The organism is Ornithinibacillus salinisoli, from assembly GCF_042684965.1.
Classification (GTDB): domain Bacteria; phylum Bacillota; class Bacilli; order Bacillales; family Amphibacillaceae; genus Ornithinibacillus; species Ornithinibacillus salinisoli.
The window spans coordinates 259,143-279,481 of the sequence record NZ_JBHUMI010000017.1 but is presented as its reverse complement, the minus strand read 5'-3'; the positions used below and the strand labels follow the sequence as shown (position 1 = coordinate 279,481).

General features: G+C 35.8%; 18 protein-coding genes. 6 read left to right on the top strand and 12 right to left on the bottom strand.

Features of this window, described 5'->3' with window-relative positions:
- Positions 1-16 precede the first annotated feature (16 nt).
- Together ACFSTA_RS15335 and secG are read right to left on the bottom strand one after the other, a co-directional pair.
- A complete protein-coding gene (locus ACFSTA_RS15335; RefSeq protein ID WP_377557667.1) occupies positions 17-763 on the bottom strand; it encodes an alpha/beta hydrolase in 747 nt (248 codons plus the stop codon).
- Between the two features lie 111 nt (positions 764-874).
- Positions 875-1,108, bottom strand: a complete 234-nt coding sequence (secG, locus tag ACFSTA_RS15330) for a preprotein translocase subunit SecG (protein ID WP_377557666.1) — start codon at positions 1,106-1,108, stop codon at positions 875-877.
- A 194-nt stretch (positions 1,109-1,302) separates the two neighbouring features.
- Here secG and ACFSTA_RS15325 point away from each other — a divergent pair, with 194 nt between their 5' ends.
- From ACFSTA_RS15325 to ACFSTA_RS15315, 3 genes are all read left to right on the top strand, one after another.
- Complete coding sequence (locus ACFSTA_RS15325) at positions 1,303-2,220, top strand: alpha/beta hydrolase (protein WP_377557665.1); 918 nt, start codon at positions 1,303-1,305, stop codon at positions 2,218-2,220.
- Positions 2,221-2,337: 117 nt separating this feature from the next.
- On the top strand, positions 2,338-4,050 hold the full coding sequence (ptsP, locus tag ACFSTA_RS15320; protein ID WP_377557664.1) for a phosphoenolpyruvate--protein phosphotransferase: 1,713 nt from the start codon (positions 2,338-2,340) through the stop codon (positions 4,048-4,050).
- Positions 4,051-4,301: 251 nt separating this feature from the next.
- Positions 4,302-5,771 (top strand): alkaline phosphatase family protein, encoded by a 1,470-nt coding sequence (locus ACFSTA_RS15315; RefSeq protein WP_377557663.1) that lies wholly within the window; start codon positions 4,302-4,304, stop codon positions 5,769-5,771.
- A gap of 66 nt (positions 5,772-5,837) precedes the next feature.
- Here ACFSTA_RS15315 and ACFSTA_RS15310 read toward each other — a convergent pair whose 3' ends face one another.
- Both ACFSTA_RS15310 and ACFSTA_RS15305 read right to left on the bottom strand, forming a co-directional pair.
- Positions 5,838-6,413, bottom strand: a complete 576-nt coding sequence (locus ACFSTA_RS15310) for a nitroreductase family protein (protein ID WP_377557662.1) — start codon at positions 6,411-6,413, stop codon at positions 5,838-5,840.
- Positions 6,414-6,523: 110 nt separating this feature from the next.
- Positions 6,524-7,489, bottom strand: a complete 966-nt coding sequence (locus tag ACFSTA_RS15305) for a nucleoside hydrolase (RefSeq protein ID WP_377557661.1) — start codon at positions 7,487-7,489, stop codon at positions 6,524-6,526.
- Between the two features lie 230 nt (positions 7,490-7,719).
- On the opposite strand from ACFSTA_RS15305, the gene ACFSTA_RS15300 reads away from it, so the two are divergent.
- The 3 genes from ACFSTA_RS15300 to ACFSTA_RS15290 are packed head-to-tail and all read left to right on the top strand — an operon-like array spanning position 7,720 to position 11,416.
- Entirely contained in the window at positions 7,720-9,240 is a 1,521-nt protein-coding gene (locus tag ACFSTA_RS15300; protein WP_377557660.1) for a spore germination protein, read from the top strand.
- A gap of 8 nt (positions 9,241-9,248) precedes the next feature.
- Positions 9,249-10,349 (top strand): GerAB/ArcD/ProY family transporter, encoded by a 1,101-nt coding sequence (locus ACFSTA_RS15295; RefSeq protein WP_377557659.1) that lies wholly within the window; start codon positions 9,249-9,251, stop codon positions 10,347-10,349.
- A complete protein-coding gene (locus tag ACFSTA_RS15290) occupies positions 10,346-11,416 on the top strand; it encodes a Ger(x)C family spore germination protein (RefSeq protein WP_377557658.1) in 1,071 nt (356 codons plus the stop codon). Before ACFSTA_RS15295 ends, ACFSTA_RS15290 begins: the two co-directional genes overlap by 4 nt.
- Before the next feature lie 89 nt (positions 11,417-11,505).
- Here ACFSTA_RS15290 and eno read toward each other — a convergent pair whose 3' ends face one another.
- The 8 genes from eno to rpoN form a co-directional block, all read right to left on the bottom strand.
- Positions 11,506-12,798 (bottom strand): phosphopyruvate hydratase, encoded by a 1,293-nt coding sequence (gene eno, locus ACFSTA_RS15285; RefSeq protein ID WP_377557657.1) that lies wholly within the window; start codon positions 12,796-12,798, stop codon positions 11,506-11,508.
- Between the two features lie 37 nt (positions 12,799-12,835).
- Positions 12,836-14,374, bottom strand: coding sequence for a 2,3-bisphosphoglycerate-independent phosphoglycerate mutase (gene gpmI, locus ACFSTA_RS15280; RefSeq protein WP_377557656.1), 1,539 nt, complete (start codon positions 14,372-14,374; stop codon positions 12,836-12,838).
- Positions 14,371-15,129 (bottom strand): triose-phosphate isomerase, encoded by a 759-nt coding sequence (gene tpiA, locus ACFSTA_RS15275; protein WP_377557655.1) that lies wholly within the window; start codon positions 15,127-15,129, stop codon positions 14,371-14,373. The genes gpmI and tpiA overlap by 4 nt, the downstream gene beginning before the upstream one ends.
- A 16-nt stretch (positions 15,130-15,145) precedes the next feature.
- Positions 15,146-16,327, bottom strand: coding sequence for a phosphoglycerate kinase (locus ACFSTA_RS15270; protein ID WP_377557654.1), 1,182 nt, complete (start codon positions 16,325-16,327; stop codon positions 15,146-15,148).
- Positions 16,328-16,531: 204 nt separating this feature from the next.
- The gene (gene gap / locus ACFSTA_RS15265; RefSeq protein WP_377557653.1) at positions 16,532-17,539 is read right to left on the bottom strand and encodes a type I glyceraldehyde-3-phosphate dehydrogenase; all 1,008 of its coding nucleotides are present in this window, start codon (positions 17,537-17,539) and stop codon (positions 16,532-16,534) included.
- A gap of 33 nt (positions 17,540-17,572) precedes the next feature.
- On the bottom strand, positions 17,573-18,601 hold the full coding sequence (locus ACFSTA_RS15260) for a sugar-binding transcriptional regulator (protein ID WP_377557652.1): 1,029 nt from the start codon (positions 18,599-18,601) through the stop codon (positions 17,573-17,575).
- A 169-nt stretch (positions 18,602-18,770) separates the two neighbouring features.
- The gene (locus ACFSTA_RS15255) at positions 18,771-19,013 is read right to left on the bottom strand and encodes a glutaredoxin family protein (RefSeq protein WP_377557651.1); all 243 of its coding nucleotides are present in this window, start codon (positions 19,011-19,013) and stop codon (positions 18,771-18,773) included.
- Between the two features lie 4 nt (positions 19,014-19,017).
- On the bottom strand, positions 19,018-20,307 hold the full coding sequence (gene rpoN, locus ACFSTA_RS15250; RefSeq protein ID WP_377557650.1) for an RNA polymerase factor sigma-54: 1,290 nt from the start codon (positions 20,305-20,307) through the stop codon (positions 19,018-19,020).
- Positions 20,308-20,339: the final 32 nt, after the last annotated feature.

Genomic DNA, 20,339 nt, shown 5'->3' with positions numbered 1-20,339 from the left:
TTTTGGTAAAGGATAATCATTTTTCCCAATTCAATGATTCCAAAAATGTGTAAATATCTTCATGAAGTTTTTCTTTTTCTTTGTCCAATGTTATAACATGTCCTGATTCTTCATACCATTTCATTTCCTTTTCATCCGCTTCGACATTTTCATATATATATGTAGCACTATCTGTGTTGATCATCTTGTCTTGACGTGCTTGAACAACCATCGTCGGCGTATAAATGGTATCTATATTATTCTTAACTTCCGTAATTAACTTCCCTAATGCTGTAAACATTGGTTTAGAGTTATCCATTAAATATTCTACTTCTTGACTGATTGTGGAATCATCTTTTTCTTCTAGCTGTTTAAATTCCTTCGAAAATTGCTTAAACCCGATAGTTAACTGTTTCTCATTATCGAAAAACATAGGAGCACACATCGGTATAATTGCTTTTATATTTTCCGAGTAGGCAAGTTTTAATCCCATTACTCCACCTAGTGAAAGACCAGCAACTGCGATCTCTTGATAGCCTAGATCCTTTAGATGTTGGAATGCTTGCATAACATCCTCCCACCATTGATCAGGATTGGACTTTATTAATTCCTCTGGTGGTAATCCATGCCCGCGATAGATTGGAGCATGACTTGTATATCCCTTCTTTTCTAAAAATCTCCCGAGCATTCGAACATCTGCAGAATGACCAGTAAATCCATGCAATAATAATACCGCCCTTGGGCCTGCTTCAAATGTAAAAGGTTTTGGTAGTTTAATCTTCATTTTCGTAAATCTCCTTCATTTGGCTATTATCTATTTTACCCTTTATACGATATACTACAACATACTTGCAGTAAAAAACCCTTATCACATTTTGTGATAAGGGTTAGATCTTTATTGTAATACGTATGCACTTAGGAAAGCTAGTACAAAGAATAATACACCTGTTATTACAGTACCACGATGTAAAACAAGATCAATTCCTCTAGCTTTTTGTTTCCCAAATAATTGTTCGGCTCCACCTGAAATCGCTCCCGATAGACCTGCACTTTTTCCAGTTTGCAATAATACGAAAACAATCATAATAATAGCATCAATCACTAATAATACATTTACTATACCAGTCATGTTACCACGACACCTCCTGATCAAGAAAAGCTAAACAGACAAGTAACTAATGTTAACTTTAGCATAAATCTAGTTCTATTATCAAGAATTTTTTTTAAAATGCATTCATATTCAGATAATTCTAGTCGCTATTAAACGCACTTTCTACTATTATGAAAATAAGAAAAGAATTTCATGAAGAGTTGGTGAAAAATATGAAAACAAACTTTTGGTTAACAACGGAAGACAATGTAGATATTTATGTGGAAAAATGGTTCGAAGAAGGTATTGAACCGAAAGCAATTGTGCAACTTTCTCATGGCATGGTTGAACACATTCAACGTTATAAGAGTACTGCTAGCTTTTTATTAAAGCAAAATATATTTGTTTATGGTAATGATCATCGGGGACATGGAAGAACTGGTAAAAGGCAGGGGTTAATGGGTTATTTTGCCGACGAAAATGGGTTTGAGAAAACAGCTAATGACTTATTTGAGATAACAAAGATGATAAAGAAGGACTATCCTGATACACCTATATTTTTACTAGGACACAGCATGGGATCCTTTTTAACTCGGTATTATATACAAGAACACGGAGACATGCTTGACGGTGTCATCCTTTCAGGTACAGGCTTTTATTCAAGAGCAAGTATACTATCTGGAAAATTACTTGCAAGTAAGTTACCTCCAAAGGAAAAATCACCATTAATGAACAAGCTCGCATTTGGTAACTTTAATAGAAAAATAAAAAATAAGAAAACTAACTTTGATTGGCTTTCAGGGGATAAGAAAGTGGTACAAGATTATATGGCAGATCCCTACACCGGATTTATTCCAACAGCACGATTCTTTTTTGATTTAATGACTGGACTAGAATACATCCATGACAATAAACGGAATAAAACTATTCGTAATGATCTACCGATACTACTAATTTGTGGAGATTCAGATCCTGTCGGTAATTATGGAAAAGGAGTTTGGAAAACTACACATTTATATGAAAAGGCAGGTCTAACAAATATCACGACCATGCTTTTTGAAAACGGTCATCACGAATTACTTAATGAAGTAAATAAAGAAGAGGTTTATAATGCCGTAAATAAGTGGATAAGTAGATGTTTAGACAAGTAAGCGGCTTCATTATGAACTTTTTGTAGCATTGATAGGAATTACTTGAATTGGTTGAAATAATAAGTATAGAATAGTACGTGCGATAATTTTGAACATACTTTGAAGGGTTGGTCGATCATGACAAATATCCAAGGAATAGCAGCATCATCTGGTATTGCAATTGCAAAAGCATATCAACTCGTTACACCAGATTTATCATATGAAAAAAGGGAAGTTGAAAACCCTGAACAAGAAGTGGAACGGTTAGAGAGTGCACTAGAAATTTCTAAACAAGAATTAGAAAAGATTAAGGCACATACACAACAAGAACTAGGTGATGAGCATGCAGAGATTTTTTCTGCTCACTTACTTGTCTTAGGTGATCCGGAACTTATAAATCCAATTAAAGATAAGATTAATAATGATAAATCCATGGCAGAAGCTGCCTTAGAAGAAACTGCAAACATGTTTATAAGCATGTTTGAAAGCATGGATAATGAATATATGCGTGAACGTGCAGCAGATATTAAAGACGTAACAAAACGTGTAATGGCACATTTACAAGGAGTAAACTTTCCAAATCCAGCGTTAATCGATGAGGAAGTTGTTGTCATTGCCAGTGATTTAACTCCATCAGACACTGCTCAATTAAATCGTGAATTTGTAAAAGGATTCGCAACAGACATCGGTGGCCGTACATCACACTCAGCAATTATGGCTAGATCACTTGAAATTCCAGCAGTAGTTGGAACAAAGGATGTAACTAGCAGAATATCACAAAATGATCTACTGATCATAGATGGCATTGACGGGAATGTAATTATCAACCCATCTGAAGAAGAATTATCAAGCTATCGTGACAAACAAGCCAATTTTGAGAAACAAAAAGAAATTTGGGCACAGTTGAAAGATGAACCTACATTTACATCTGACGGGGAACAAGTAGAACTTGTTGCTAATATCGGAACACCTGAGGATGTAGCTGGTGTAATTAATAATGGTGGCGAAGGGGTTGGACTTTACCGCACCGAATTTTTATACATGGGTAAAAGTGAACTTCCATCAGAGGATGAACAATATAAGGCATATAAATCAGTACTTGAGCAAATGGGAGATAAACCTGTAGTTGTACGAACACTTGATGTTGGTGGAGATAAAGAATTGCCTTATTTGGATCTTCCAAAAGAATTAAATCCATTTTTAGGATTCCGAGCAATTCGATTCTGCTTGGAAAATGAACATGTTTTTCGTCCACAGTTACGTGCGTTGTTACGCGCGAGTGTGCATGGCAACTTGAAAATCATGTTTCCAATGATCGCATCGCTGGAAGAGTTCCGTCAAGCAAAAGCAATCTTACTTGATGAGAAAGAGAACTTAAAAAATGAAGGAATTGAAGTATCTAATTCCATTGAAGTTGGAATCATGGTTGAAATTCCTTCCACAGCTGTTATTGCAAAACAATTTGCAAAAGAGGTTGATTTCTTCAGTATTGGTACAAATGATTTAATTCAATATACAATGGCTGCTGACCGTATGAATGAACAAGTATCTTACTTGTATCAACCATATCACCCAGCGATTCTTAATTTAGTAAACAACGTAATTGAAGCTGCACATAGTGAAGGTAAATGGGCAGGTATGTGTGGTGAGATGGCTGGAGATTCTATTGCTATTCCAATTTTAATTGGACTTGGATTAGACGAGTTCAGTATGAGTGCAACATCGATTCTGCCAGCTCGTACTCAAATTACAAAGCTTTCTAAGAAGGAAATGGCTTCTTATAAAGAAAAATTACTGTCTATGGCAACTGCAGAAGATGTAATAGAATTTATAAAAGATAAAACAGAATAAGAAAATCTGCTACACTTAGGCCTGAATCGGTCTAAGTGTTTTTTTTGCCTGTTTTCTAGAAGATTGTTGTTTTGGAGTGATGCGCTAACGGAAAAACAAAGAATGTTTACAGTGGTTAGATCAAAGTATACAAAAACAGCTTTTTGTTACAATAGAGCTGGTTCATTCATGAATAATAAGCGGTTATTGTGGGAAAATGTTGTTAATTATTTTTTTGTAACTAGCTTGTAATTTATAGTGAGGATGACAGCATGAATAATAATACGCAATGGAGAAAACCAGTAATCTTACTAAATATCGATTCACTAATGCCTGAACCACTAGAGCGAGCTGTCCAAACAGGGAAAGCTCCTGCTCTACAATTTTTAATGGAAAACGGCAATTATATTTCTAACATGGTCAGTTCTTTTCCAACAATGTCAGTAACGATTGACAGCACGCTATTAACAGGTACATATGCTGACAAACACCACATCCCAGGCTTAAACTGGTTTGATCATTCCAGAAAAGAAATCATTAACTACGGGACTGGTTTTCGTGAAACGTTCAGGCTAGGACTGAAGAGAACCTCCCATAACATGCTCTACCGACTGAATAACGAACAATTGAGCAGTGAAGTTTCTACGATCTATGAGGATTTGGCTGACATGGGAATCCCTTCTGCATCTATTAATTCATTTGTGTATCGTGGGAATACACCAACAAGAATGCATGTTCCTCGTCTCCTCAGCACGTTGACCCGCTTCGAAGACGGAGAATGGACAACTAAAGGTACATCTATTTTCTCTTTAGGAGTCTTTTCCAAACTTCGGACAAGGAGTTTTCCGACACAAATTGCTGCTGGAAATTATAAATATACAGCTCGTGAACTACGTTATTTAATTCGAAAAAACAAACTTCCGGGGTTCACATTCTGCATATTTCAGGATATGGACACTAGAATCCATTTTAAAGGACCGACGGATATAAAAGTAATAACCAAAATTGATCAGGAGATTCAAAAAACTTTAAATCTATATCCAAGCTGGCAAGAAGCTCTCAACCAAAATATATGGATGGTTATTGGTGATAATGGTCATTCTGCCACAGGAACCAATTACCGAAAATATATTATTGATTTACGAAAGATACTAAAAAACTTTCGCATAGCTCGACTGGAGCGACCCGTACAAAAAAAAGATCAGCTTGTCCTATGTGTAAATCAGCGTATGGCTTATATTTACGTATTAAACGATAATCTTACGCTCTCAGCTATTGCTGAACAATTAAAAAATGATCAACGGATCGATATCATTGCTTGGAAGGAAAAGGACTCCGTTCATGTAGTATCCGGAATGAAAAAGGGAACATTAAGCTATTGTCCAAATGGGGAGTATACAGATATGTATAAGCAAACATGGCGTATTGAAGGAAATCCCGAGCTTCTAGATTTGCATGTGAAAGAAGATAAAGAAGTATTATACGGAAACTATCCCGATGCTTTAGCTAGGGTTTATAGTGCCCTGCATTCCCATTCTGGTCGTTTCATTGTGGTTAATGCCAAACCAGGCTGTGATTTTAAAGCCCAATCCACACCATTCCATCTTAGTGGAGCAGCACATGGTTCCCTACACAAACAGGAATCATTAGTACCACTGGTAATTGCAGGAACCCGTTCGAGACCGACATATCCACGATTTGTGGATATGAAGAGTTTTATCCTAAAAGAGATTCAACAATAATATAAAGCGTGATCTATTGCTATTTTTCGATGCCTTTGTCCTGTCACCTACACGACAGGACAAACATTATTCAATAATCTCTAGCTTCTCCTCTATCGGCGTTCTACCTTTATCCCGCGGGATAGATTTTGGGTATCCGATTTGCATTACTGCAGCGATTTTTACTTCCGCTGCATGTAAATCCACTGCACGATAGAATTCTGGATCTTGCATATAAGGGGTTATCGTCCACAACATTCCTACTCCATATTCCCAAGCTGCCAATTGGGAATTTTGTATAAAGGCACAAACAGCAGCATATTCTTCCTCTTGTCGAACAGGATCTGCTTCTTTTTGGAAATAAATGAGCGCATGATGAGGAATAGACAGTAGAAACTTTTTCATGGAATCTTTCATTTTGATTGTTTTAGGTTCTTCATCATTTCTTATCATACCTAATCGTTGGTAGCTCTCTATTATTGCATGTACAAACTGTACTTTCCCATCCTCCTGAAATAATTTTATCTCCCAAGGCTCTTTCATATAGTGTGATGGTGCATAGGAGCCATAAGTGAATATTTCCTTTAACATCTCTAAATCTACCAACTCTTCCTTAAAATTATGGATCGATCTCCGATTCTTTATCGTGTTTAATACAGTCATGGTTTCTCTCTCCTTCTACTGACGATCTCTTCCTTTTATAGTAACAGATTTCATAAATAGAGTGGCGTATGAGCTGACTGTACGATTTGATATGCGTCCCACCTGTGTCCTTAGATCCTCTTAGTCATCACAGACATAAAATCCTCATAAAACTTTTGATATTCGAAGCTAAATGCGATTCGATGTCTTTTTATTTCTACCTCTGTTTCCTCCTCTAAGCTGCCGAAAGGTCTGATATCAGCAATACTTTGTCCCCGCTCCGTTCCAATAGTTGCCTGAACAATTTGAACAGGTAAGTTTTGGAAGGAAAACATATCTGGACGAATGACTGCCATTAGAGTTAAAACATCATGTAGCGGACTTCCTTGCAAATTTGGGTTTCTCTGCTTGTAAAAATCATAATAGTAATCAATTAAAGGCTTAACAAGACTAATTTCTCCAACTTGATCGATATAGTTCACCATTTGTGGGGTTGCAATGGCATATTCGGTCACATTGAGAGGAATGATAGTCACTTTTTCTGCATAAGTCATAACAATCTGTGCAGCAACAGGATCACCATGGAAGTTTGCTTCGGAAACAGCTGTAATATTACCAGGTACCCAAAACGCCCCTCCCATAATATAATAGCCTTTAATATTTTGCATCGTTTCACGATATAACAGAAACATCGTAGCTAAAGAAGTCAATCTCCCGATATTAACAATTATTAATTCATTTTCATATTCCTCGATGATACTAACAATTTCAAAAAAGTTTTCAAAGGTAACATCTTCCCCGGCAGTTGGTGGCGTAATTGGGCCGAGGCCGTATTCTCCATGAATTTCTGGAACAAACTCCGGAATCTCAGATGTCATTGGGATTTCAGCTCCGGCAATAACCGTTATATTAGCAATTTCCTCCGATTCAAATAAACTTCGGACATATTCTATATTGGCAATCGCATTCTCCCGTGGAATATTTCCATAGTCCGCAACTATTCCAACAATATCTATAGATTCATTTAAGTAACTATAAATGAGTGCTATCGTATCATCAATACCAACATCAGCAAAAATTAATACTTTTTGCGCCAAAAAATCACCTCATAAAATTTATTGTATTTATATTTATTATTTATTATTTAAAAACTTTGTCCTATGCGTTTTCCCCATAAATGATAACTTTTCACCTATAAAATCAGAAAGCAGAAAACAGCTAGGAGAAATATGTAAAATATAAAAAAACAAGTAACGTTGGATAAAATAGGCAAATTCTACACAAACTTTATAAGATATCTTATTTTATATGTAGCAAGGTGAGTTTAATGAATTTTCTCAAGTGGTTTTCAATAAAAGGAAATAAATCAACAAAACAGGAAAAGGATCCTGAACTCGATCAAACGTTAGATAGCCTCCTCGAACAGATGAAGATGTCGAAGGATTTTATTTATTTTGTTCATGGCAAAGGCGCACAAAATATTCATTGCTATTACTTTAAAACATTAGTTGATTCGAAAATTGTTCATCGTGATATACTTCCTTACTTAAACGATGAATCTATAACAACGCTAGAAAAAATTAAAGCAAGTCTACCTATAGAAAAAATTGAAATAACGAAAGATCTTAAAAAAATTGAAAATAAGATTTTAACCGGTTCTGTTCTTATTAAATTAAATGAAAAAAGTAAAGAAGCGGTATTAATCACTGCTGAATTAAAGCAAGCACGTGAAGTATCCATACCTGAAGTTGAATTTAGTGTTGTTGGACCGAAGGAAGCATTTGTTGAGTCATTAGATACAAATATAAATTTAGTACGTAAAAGACTTCCCATACCAGAGTTGCGATTAGATGAGTTTCAGGTTGGTAAACTTTCAAAAACAAAGGTTGCCGTAATTTCGATTGAAGGCCTTACGAATAAAGAAAACCTTAATACCGTAATACAAAGAATCAAAGATATTGAAATAGATACTATTAATGATAGTTCTTATATTACTCAGTTAATTTCTGATAATAGAAACTCCCCCTTCCCACAGCTTATCGATACTGAAAGACCAGACCGATTGGCATCCGTTCTAACTGAAGGAAAAGTAGGGATTATTGTCAATGGAGCTCCGCATGCCATAATAGCTCCAACAACACTGGTAGAATTTTTCTCAGCTTTTGAGGATTACTTTTTAAATTGGATTACTGCTTCCTTTTTTCGACTTATTCGATTATTTGCCGTCATGTTCTCTATATTAGTTACACCTTTATATGTAGCAGTTTTAACGTATCATTATGAATTAATTCCTAAAGATTTACTAGGAATTTTAGTTACTAGTAGAAGAGAAATACCACTTCCACCAATACTAGAAGCGATATTTTTAGAATTGGCTATTGAGTTATTAAGAGAAGCCGGTGCTCGACTACCGACCAAAGTTGGACAAACAATCGGTATCGTTGGCGGTATCGTTATTGGAACAGCATCTGTAGAGGCAGGATTAACTAGTAATGTTCTATTAATTATAGTTGCATTAGCAGCCCTAGCATCGTTTACTACACCTGTATATAAAATGGGTAATACCATTCGATTAATTCGTTTTCCATTTTTGTTCATGGGGCATTTATGGGGTTTACTAGGTGTTGCAGTATGTTTTTGTTTTGTACTCGGTCATTTACTACGATTGACATCTTTAGGAAGACCATTTTTAGAACCATTATATCCACCTCGAATACAAGATTTAAAAGATGCCTTTATTCGATTGCCTTTATCTTTTCAATCAAAAAGGCCAGTTGAATTACAGACAGAAGACACGATGCGCTTTAATCCTAAAAAAGCGAAAGATAAAAAAGAAATTGATGAGTAGGGATTTCATTGAGGAAATTGCAACGGACTGTTAGTGAAAGGTATATGATTTCTCCGTTTCTAGCATTTTTTCTAATTCATTCCATACAGTTTGGCATTGGTATATTAAGTTTTCAAGGGAAAATTGTTGAAAGAGTCGGAAATGATGCTTGGATTGCTGTGATCTTTGGCGGAGTAATCATCCATATATCTATATGGTTTATATTTAAAATCCTAAAATTCGGAGATGGGGATCTAATTACGATTCATTACGATGTATTCGGAAAATGGATTGGTGGTTTATTCAGCCTTGTGTGGATTTTATATTATTGGTCCATTGGGCTAATCGTGATTAGATCCTATGTAGAAGTCATACAAGTATGGATGTTCCAAGATATTAGTGTTATATTCTTTACCTTGGTTTTCCTACTTTTAGTCTATTATATCGTTGTTGGTGGTTTTCGAGTCGTTACTGGGATAAGTTTCCTAGGAATTGTAATTCCAGCTTATCTATTATTAACGCTATTCTATCCATTAGGTCAAACAGAGTTTCGGAATATCCTTCCCATTTGGGATCATTCAACAACTGAAATCCTTCTTGCATCAAAAGACATGTCGCTAAGCTATTTAGGTTTTAGTACGTTACTTATGTTTTATCCCTATTTAAAACAGGCTAATAAATCAAAAATGTGGGTGCATGGAGGTAATTTCATCACCATGTTAATTTATTTAGGAATCATGATTTTGTCTCTTGCTTACTTTACTAACAAACATTTATTACGACATAATTGGCCCACTTTAACCATGTGGAAATCAGTTGAGTTACCTTTTGTTGAGAGATTTGAATACGTTGGAATCTCTTCATGGGCATTAATTATTCTACCTAATATTTGCTTAGCTTATTGGGCAGCTTCTCGTGGAATGAGACAGTTATTCAGATTCAGTCAACGAAAAGCTTTAATAGGAATGTTAATAATCAGTCTTTTCCTTGTCTATATGATAAGAAAACGTGAACAAATTGAGGTTCTAAATGACTATGTATCTCATATAGGTTTTTATTTAATAACTTGTTATCTTCCAATTTTATTAGTGGTTACGTATTTTCGAAAAAGGAGGGGTAAAAAACATTGACTCGTCTTATATGGGTAATACTTTTAATATCGGTAATAATTTCCGGTTGTGTAAACAAAGAAATACTTGATGATGTCCGTATAGCAACTGCTATTGGTTTTGAATTAGTAGGAGATGAAGAAATTCAAGTTACAGGCGTTGCGCCTATTTTTATGCCGGACAAATCCATTACTAATGACACAAGCACCGAAACCGCACGTCTCAGCAAAGAAGCACGAGATAAATTAAATAATGCAACATCTAGACCATATGTGAGTGGAAAAATAGAAGTGTTACTTTATAGTAAAGAGATTTCTGAAAAAGGATTAATGCCCTATTTAGATTCTTTTTTTAGAGATCCTACAGTTGGCTCAAATGTATTTTTAACTGTTACTGGTGATGATGTCCAAGGATTATTACAATATCAATATGGTTCACAGGATAACGGCATGTACATTTCTGATATGATTGAACAAAACATTAAAATTGGATCTCTTCCTCAGACAAACCTACATGATTTTTTGAATTCTTATTACGCTGAAGGTAAAGACCCTTTTGTACCAATTTTGCAACAGGTTAGCGATGATGTGAAAATTATTGGCAATGCCTTATTTAAAGATGACAAATTAGTTGGAGAAATTCCTGAAGAAATGCTTTTTATTTTTAAATCTTTAATGGACACAACGACAACTCAAGACAATATCACGATAGAAATGGATAAAGAAGAATATGCCTTATTACACAAAATTAAAAGTAAACGGACATATAAATTTGATAATATGAAAAACCCACAAGAATGTACAATTAATTTAAATATCGAAGGCATGATTCGTGAATATTCAGGGGGGAAGATTGATAAAAAAACAGCGGACAAGATTATCAAAAAAACAGAAGAACAATTTACATCTCAAGCAGAAGACATGATTAAAACGTTTCAAGAATTAGAAACAGATCCATTAGGGTTAGGAGAAAAAGTAAGAAGTCACACCAAAAACTGGGATTCTAAAAAGTGGAAAGAAACATACCCTAATATTACTATTACTGTTAATACCAAAGTTCTGTTAACGGAAACAGGTGTAATTGAGTAATTAGTTTTAAAATTATTACGTAAACAATAACGGCCTTTTCTTCGTCACGAGAAGAGGCCGTTACTTTTAATTACTCATTTTAAGTTTGGTTATTGATTATTTTTTAAGTTATAAAATGAATTTAATCCACCATATTCACCCATACCAGCTAATTCATCTTCAATACGTAGTAATTGATTGTATTTCGCTACACGGTCTGTACGTGATGGTGCACCTGTTTTAATTTGTCCTGCATTCGTTGCAACAGCAATATCAGCAATTGTTGCATCTTCTGTTTCTCCAGAACGGTGTGAAATAACTGCCGTATAACCAGCACGCTTTGCCATTTCAATAGCTTCAAATGTTTCCGTAAGTGTGCCGATTTGATTAACTTTAATTAAGATAGAGTTACCAACACCTTGTTCAATACCTTGAGAAAGTTTTGCTGTGTTTGTTACGAATAAGTCATCACCAACTAGCTGTACACGGTCACCAAGACGCTCTGTTAGCAGTTTGAAACCTTCCCAGTCATTTTCATCTAGGCCATCTTCAATTGAAATGATTGGGTATTTATTGATCATTTCTTCATACCAGTTAACCATTTCTTCTGAAGTACGTACAACACCTTCACCTTTTAAGTTGTACTTACCATCTTCATAAATTTCAGAAGCAGCAACGTCCATTGCAAGTTTTACTTCTTCACCTGGTTTATAACCAGCAGCTTCGATTGCTTCCACAATTGTTTGTAATGCTTCTTCGTTAGAACCTAAGTTTGGTGCAAATCCACCCTCATCACCAACAGCGGTGTTATAACCTTTTGATTTTAATACGTTTTTCAAGGAATGGAAAATTTCAGCACCTGTACGTAGCGCCTCTTTGAAAGTTGGTGCTGCAACTGGCATTACCATGAATTCTTGAATATCAACATTATTATCCGCATGCTCTCCACCATTTACGATATTCATCATTGGTGTTGGAAGCGTTTTGGCATTGAAGCCACCTAAGTAGTTGTATAACGGAATCTCTAGGTAACTTGCAGCAGCATGTGCACAAGCCATAGAAACACCTAGAATAGCGTTAGCACCTAGTTTCCCTTTATTGTCTGTGCCATCTAAATCAATCATTAACGCATCGATAATATTTTGACGTGTTACATCAATACCGATTAATTCTGGAGCAATTACTTCATTTACGTTGTTAACTGCTTTCTCTACACCTTTACCTAAGTAACGGCTCTTATCTCCGTCACGTAATTCTACTGCTTCATATTCACCAGTAGAAGCACCACTTGGCACTAATGCAGAACCAAATGCGCCTGATTCTGTAAATACTTCCACCTCAACTGTTGGGTTACCACGGGAATCTAATACTTCACGAGCATAAACATCTGTAATATATGGCATTTAAAATCTCTCCTTTTTATGGGTGCTTTTATTAAAATTATTTTTTAATTAATGATTTTCCTGTCATTTCTTTCGGCTGGTCGACACCTAATAAATCAAGTATAGTAGGTGCTAAGTCCGCTAAAATTCCACCATCTCGTAATTCTGCATCATTTTTTGTAACGATGACTGGAACTGGATTCGTTGTATGTGCAGTCATTGGGTCACCTTCTGTAGTCACCACTTCATCAGAATTCCCATGATCTGCAGTAATAATAGCTGTTCCATCCAATTCTAATATTTTTTCTACAACTTTACCAAGACATTCATCAACTGCTTCAATAGCATCAATTGTAGGTTGTAACATGCCGGAATGACCCACCATATCTGGATTAGCAAAGTTCAATATGATGGCATTATGTTCACCAGAATCAAGTTCGTTTAACAAAGCATCTGTTACTTCATACGCACTCATTTCAGGTTTTAAATCATACGTTGCAACTTTCGGTGAGTCTATTAACACACGCTTTTCACCAGGGAATTCTGCTTCACGGCCGCCACTCATGAAAAATGTAACATGGGGATATTTTTCCGTTTCAGCAATACGCAATTGTTTTAAATTGTTCTGAGCAAGAACTTCTCCAATAGTGTTGTCCAGATTAGCTGGCTCATACGCAACATATCCATCAACAGATTCACTAAAGTTTGTTAACATAACAAAATCTAGATCCTTTGGTGGATTCGTTCCTCGATCAAAATCACGAAAATCCTCATTAGCAAAAGTTCGTGAAATTTGAATAGCACGATCTGGTCGGAAATTGTAAAAAATGATAGAATCTTCATCTCTTACTCTTCCAACTGGAGAACCATTTTCATCGGTAATGACAGAAGGAATTACGAATTCGTCATAAATGTCATTTTCATAAGATTCATCGACAACTTCCATTGCACTACTGTAGGTAGGCCCTTCACCATGAACCATCGCATCATACGATTTTTTCACGCGATCCCAGCGCTTATCACGGTCCATGGAATAATAACGACCAGAAACGGTAGCGATTTTTCCGACGCCTAGTTCTTTCATTTTTTCTTCTGTTTGTTCAATGTAAGTTTTCGCTGTTTTTGGACCAACATCTCTTCCATCTAAAAACGCATGGACATACACTTCTTCCAGATTTTGGTCTTTTGCTAATTTTAGTAAAGCAAATAGATGGCTAATATGACTATGAACCCCGCCATCTGAAAGCAGTCCAAAAATGTGCAACGCTTTTCCTTTTTCTTTTGCTTTGGTAATTGATTTTAAGAAAGCTTCTTTCTCATAAAATTCGCCTTCTTCTATCGATAAATTAACGCGAGTCAAGCTTTGATACACAATGCGACCAGCACCAATATTTAAGTGACCAACTTCCGAATTTCCCATTTGACCTTCCGGAAGCCCGACAGCACTTCCGCTCGCACGTAATTGATTATGTGCGTAGGTTTCCCAGTAGCGATCAAAATTTGGTTTTTTCGCCTGTTTTACTGCATTTCCCATCGTTTCATCGCGGATAGCGAATCCATCCAGAATTATTAATGCAGCTAATTTGTTTTTACTCATTTTGCTCCTGCCTCCACAAGCTGTAAGAACGAATCAGCTTCTAGACTTGCTCCACCAACCAATGCACCATCTATATCAGATTGTGCTAATAGTTCATCAACATTGGCAGGTTTTACACTTCCACCATATTGAATAATAACTTTTTCCGCAACGGACTCTGATGCCACTTCCTTAATTACGTTACGAATGTGTGCACATACTTTATTTGCATCTTCACTTGATGCTGTTTTTCCTGTGCCAATTGCCCAAACTGGCTCATAGGCAATGATGGTTTGTGTTATTTGCTCATCAGATAATCCATCTAATGCTTTTTTCACTTGAGTTTCTACTAGACCTTCTGTTTCGTTCGCTTCACGTTGCTCAAGTGTTTCACCTACACAAACAATCGGAGTTAAACCATGCTTAAAAGCAGTATGTGTCTTTTTATTTACCGTTTCATCTGTTTCAGCAAAATATTCACGACGTTCAGAATGTCCTAGAACAACGTGTGATACGCCAATGTCCTTTAACATTACTGGGCTAACCTCACCAGTAAATGCACCATTTTCTTCAAAATGCATGTTCTGAGCACTTACTTTTAAGCTTGTACCTTTCGTTTTCTCCACTAATGCAGATAAATATGGAAATGGTGCACAAACAATGGCTTCCACTTTGTCACTATTTGGAACTTTATCCGATACAGCTGTAACAAATTGATCTGCTTCGGAGAGCACTTTATTCATTTTCCAATTTCCAGCAATTATTTTTTTACGCATCATATCACCTCAAATTTTATTTATCGTTCAGTGCATCTACACCTGGAAGAGTTTTACCTTCCATGAATTCTAGTGATGCACCACCACCAGTAGAAACATGATCCATGTCTTCAGCAAAACCGAATTTTTCTACAGCAGCAGCAGAGTCTCCTCCACCAATTACAGTATAAGCTTCAGTATTAGCTAAAGCTTCCGCAACTTCTCTAGTGCCACCAGCAAAGGCGTTCAATTCAAATACACCCATCGGTCCGTTCCAAATAACTAACTTGGATTCAGCAATGATCTGGCTGTATTTTTCACGGGACTTGGGACCAATATCTAATGCTTCCCAATCAGCAGGAATTTGATCAATATCTACAATTTTAGTATTTGCTGTCTCAGAAAAATCATCTGCTACAACAGCATCTACTGGAAGAACAAAGTTAACACCTTTTTCTTCTGCTTTTTTCATAAACTCTTTTGCAAGCTCTATTTTATCTTCTTCTAAAAGAGATTTTCCAATTTCATGTCCTTGCGCTTTAATAAAGGTATATCCTAATCCACCACCTATAATTAGGTTATCTACTTTATCTAATAAGTTATCAATAACATTTATTTTATCCTTTACTTTTGCTCCACCAATGATAGCTGTAAATGGGCGTTCAGGATCCGCTAATGCTTTACCTAAAACAGCGATTTCTTTTTCCATTAAGTAACCAGCAGCTGCTGGTAGTTTTTCAGCAACACCTGCCGTAGAAGCATGTGCTCGGTGGGCTGCACCAAAGGCATCATTTACATAATAATCCGCCATATCTGCAAATGCTTGTGCAAGTTCTGGATCATTATTAGTTTCTCCTGCCTCAAATCGCACATTTTCAATTAGCAGAATATCCCCATCAGAAAGCTGTGAAATTGCTTCATTTACTTCACTACCATAAACAGCATCTGTTTTTACAATGTCTTTACCTAGCAATTCACTTAAACGACTTGCTACAGCATCAAGACGTAGCTCCTCTACAACTTGACCTTTTGGGCGACCTAAGTGGCTTGCCAAAATAACAATCGCACCTTGGTCTGTCAAATAGTTAATTGTAGGTAAAGCAGCTTTTATTCTTGTATCATCCGTTACTTTACCGTTTTTCATTGGGACATTAAAATCTACACGACAGAAGACTTTCTTTCCTTTGACGTTTAGGTCTTGCAGCGTTTTCTTATTCATTATTGATTTCCTCCCAAATATGTAAAATATGTCATTTAGGCTTCCCAAATTGTTCCTTGTTAATCATTATATAGAAAGTGAACCTTTTATCAAAGAGGAGAGTTTCCTATTGATCGGTCTTCATACTGCCGATTACTTGCAAAACAAATGAAAAACAAGAGAAAAGGAGGAGGAATATCCCCTCCTCCTTCAAACTAAATTCCCTTATAGTCCTTGTTTTGCAATATATGCAGCTAAGTCAACACAACGAGTTGAGTAACCCATTTCGTTATCATACCAAGAAACTACTTTTACCATGTTATCTTCCATTACCATTGTAGAAAGACCATCTAGAATAGAAGAATGAGGGTTTCCAACAATGTCTCTTGATACTAATGGTGCTTCACTGTATTCAAGAACACCTTTTAATTCACCTTCAGCTGCTGCTTTAAATGCTCCATTTACATCTTCAACAGAAACATTTTCATCTAATTCAACTACTAAATCAACTAAAGAACCGTCTGGAACTGGTACACGAGCAGCCATACCATTTAATTTACCTTCTAGTTCTGGTAATACTAAGGAAACTGCTTTTGCAGCCCCAGTAGTTGTTGGAATGATATTTTCAGCTGCTGCACGAGCACGACGATAATCTTTATGTGGTAAATCAAGAATTTGTTGGTCATTTGTATATGCATGAATTGTTGTCATCAATCCGCGCTTAATTCCAAAGCTATCGTTAAGTACTTTAGCAAATGGAGCTAAGCAGTTAGTCGTACAAGATGCATTAGATACAATATGATGTTCACTTGCATTATATTGATCATGATTAACACCCATTACTACTGTAATATCTTCGTTTTTAGCAGGTGCAGAAATGATAACTTTTTTCGCTCCAGCATCAATATGTTTTTGAGAAGATTCACGATCTACAAAGCGACCAGTAGATTCAATAACTACTTCTACACCAAGGTCTCCCCATCCAAGATTAGCAGGATCACGTTCTGCCATTACTTGAATTTCTTTACCGCCTACTACAATATTATTTCCATTAACAGTAACTTCCTCTTCTAAAACACCATGAACAGAATCATATTTTAATAAGTGTGCTAGCATGTTAGCATCTGTTAAATCATTAACCGCTACAACTTCTACCTCATTATTTTTAAGTGCCTGACGAAATACATTACGTCCTATACGGCCAAATCCATTTATACCTACTTTTACAGCCATGATAAATTCCTCCTAAATATTTATTAATATATATTAAAGGGATGTTTCCCTTAATAGCTGTTTCGCAGCGGCTTCATCTGTAATCAACACATCCGTTTTCCCTTGCTTAAAATAGGATGCAATTGCTTGTCCTTTCGATGTACCACCGGCAATTGTTATCACATGGTTAATATTTACCAAGTCTTCTAGATGAATACCAACTGTCCGTACTTTATGTACAACAGATCCGTACTCGTTAAAATAATAACCAAATGCCTCACTAACTGCGTTCTTTTCCTTCAATTCTTGTAATAAGCTTTCACTTGTTTTTCTTCGCTCAGCCATTTTAATTGCATCACCAATTCCATGCATGACCACATCAGCACTTTTTATTTGCTGCAACGTTTCATTAACAGAAGGCTCATTAATAATTGTTTGATATGTTGATTCACTAAGTGGATCAGGAACATATAATAGTCGGTATTCACCGTTTGTCTTTCGGGCCATCTCCGATACAATTGTGTTTGCTTGATTTTCTACTTTTTCACCAATCCCACCACGAGCAGGTACAAATAAATAATTGCTATCCTTTTCTAAAGGTGTCATTACATCGGCAACTGCAGCCATCGTTGTCCCACCTGTTACTGCAATAGTAATTTCAGACTTTACAATCTGTTTGAGGTAACCAACACAAGCTTTACCCAACTCTTGTTTTACCCATTCATGTTTATCACTATTTCCGGGAACAATAATAACATTGCTTATTTGTAACTTATCCTTTATTTGCTTTTCTAAAACACTTAATCCCATAATTTCGCTCATAAAATCAGCTAATTGATCAAGTAGTATTTTACCCTCTTTTGTACTATGCATTCCCTTTGAAGTGATGTGAATAAATCCTTGTTTATGTAAAAATTCAATCTCACTTCGGACAATACGTTCTGTCAAATTCGTATGCTCTGCAAGTCCTCTTCTTCCAATGGGTTGAAAAAGATCTACACTGTGCAGAACAGCATAACGTTGTTGCATAATTTCTAACAAATCGGGGTAAAGTTTTTTTTGTAGGTCGATTAAATTTCTCATGAAAAGTAACTCCTTTTCATCTGTTGGCACATTACAGTCCCATGCGGTGTTATTATGTCCCACTTGTAATAAAAAAATACGTAATAAAAATCAACTATTTTTTATTACAAATTTATTATAACATATCAAATGAAATAAACAATTATAATGCTCTGTTTTGTTGTCCCATTTACAAATACATTTTTAGTGCTTTTTCTAAAGCCTTGATACTCATCTGCTCACAATCAATACCAATATCATTTATTTGAACAAAGGGAATTACTAGTTGATATTCCTCGAGCCATTCATCCTTCGTATAGATATCACGTTCCTCTATCGCAAATGTGTAATCAGATTGTAGCAATTGTAGTATTGCTTTCGCATCGTCACACAATGAGCAATTCTCTTTTGTATAAAAAATTATTGTTAACATGTTGTTACCTCCGTTGTTTTCGCTTCATTGATGAGGGGATCCCTAATTGTTCTCGATACTTCATGACGGTACGACGAGCAATGTTTATTCCAAACTCATCTTGTAATTTCGTTTTAATGGCTTCATCCGATAATGGTTTTTGCTTATTTTCATGCTCAACTAATTCATGAATTAACTTTTTAACCACAAATGCTGCAATCGGTTTTCCATTCTGTTGTTTAATACCTGACTGGAGAAAAAACTTTAATGGGATAACACCATATTTTGTTTGAACATATTTATTCCGTAACGCTCTGCTAACAGTTGAGACATGCACATGCAGTTCATTGGCTAGCTTTTGTAATGTTAGCGGCTGTAGCATGTAATACCCATGCTCAAAAAACAGAGTTTGCTTTTCTACTATTATTTTTATCACTCGCTCTACGGTATTGGAACGATAGCTTAGTACATGATGTAACCAATCAACTTGAAGGGTTTTTTCCTTTAAATAGCTTTCTGCTTCTTGTCCTAAGCGATTTAATTCTTTATAGGACTTATCTATAGTTATGGTGGGTTTACTCCATTTATAGAAGGCAATTATCCATTCTCCTCCTTCTTTTGAAATGGAGGCTTCAGGAATAACAAACTCCGCTACTGGTTCATTCATTAACTGGCCAGGTTTTGGATGGCATCCTTTTATCATGTTTACAAGATGTACTGCCTTCTCTTCGTTAATATCATATTGTTCGGCAATAGCAGCGATATTTTCTTCCGCAATTAGCTCTAGATGGTTTTCCAATAAATCTTGCAAGTAGGCTTCATCGTTACCGTTATTTCTTAATTGCAAGAGAATACATTCGCTTAGTGTTCTAGCACCAATACCAGCAGGTTCCAGTGACTGGATCAGCTGTAGCGACTGCTCCACTTTCTCCATACTAGTATGACATCTTTTTGCCCATTCCTCTAAGCTTATGTCTAAATAACCGGTGTCTGCTAAAGAATCAATTCCAAAGTAAACAATTGGCTTCATATCTTTAGCTATTTTCAGCGTATATAATTGTTCTTTTAGCTGATCATACATGGAAAGTTTACGTTCATTTATTTCTTCGTACGAGACTTGATCTGAGTAATTTTTTTTATAATTTGCAAACTCATAATCAAAATTCACTTCTTCTATTAATGGGTTATCCTTCGATAATTGTTTAATATATTCAATTAGTTCCAAACTAGAAAATTGAAGCACATTAATTGCCTGAATGAGAGATTTATTCATTTTTTGTTGTAGGATTTGCTCATGGACAATTTTTTGCTTCATTATTTCACCCCAAATAAGTAAACTGACCTTAT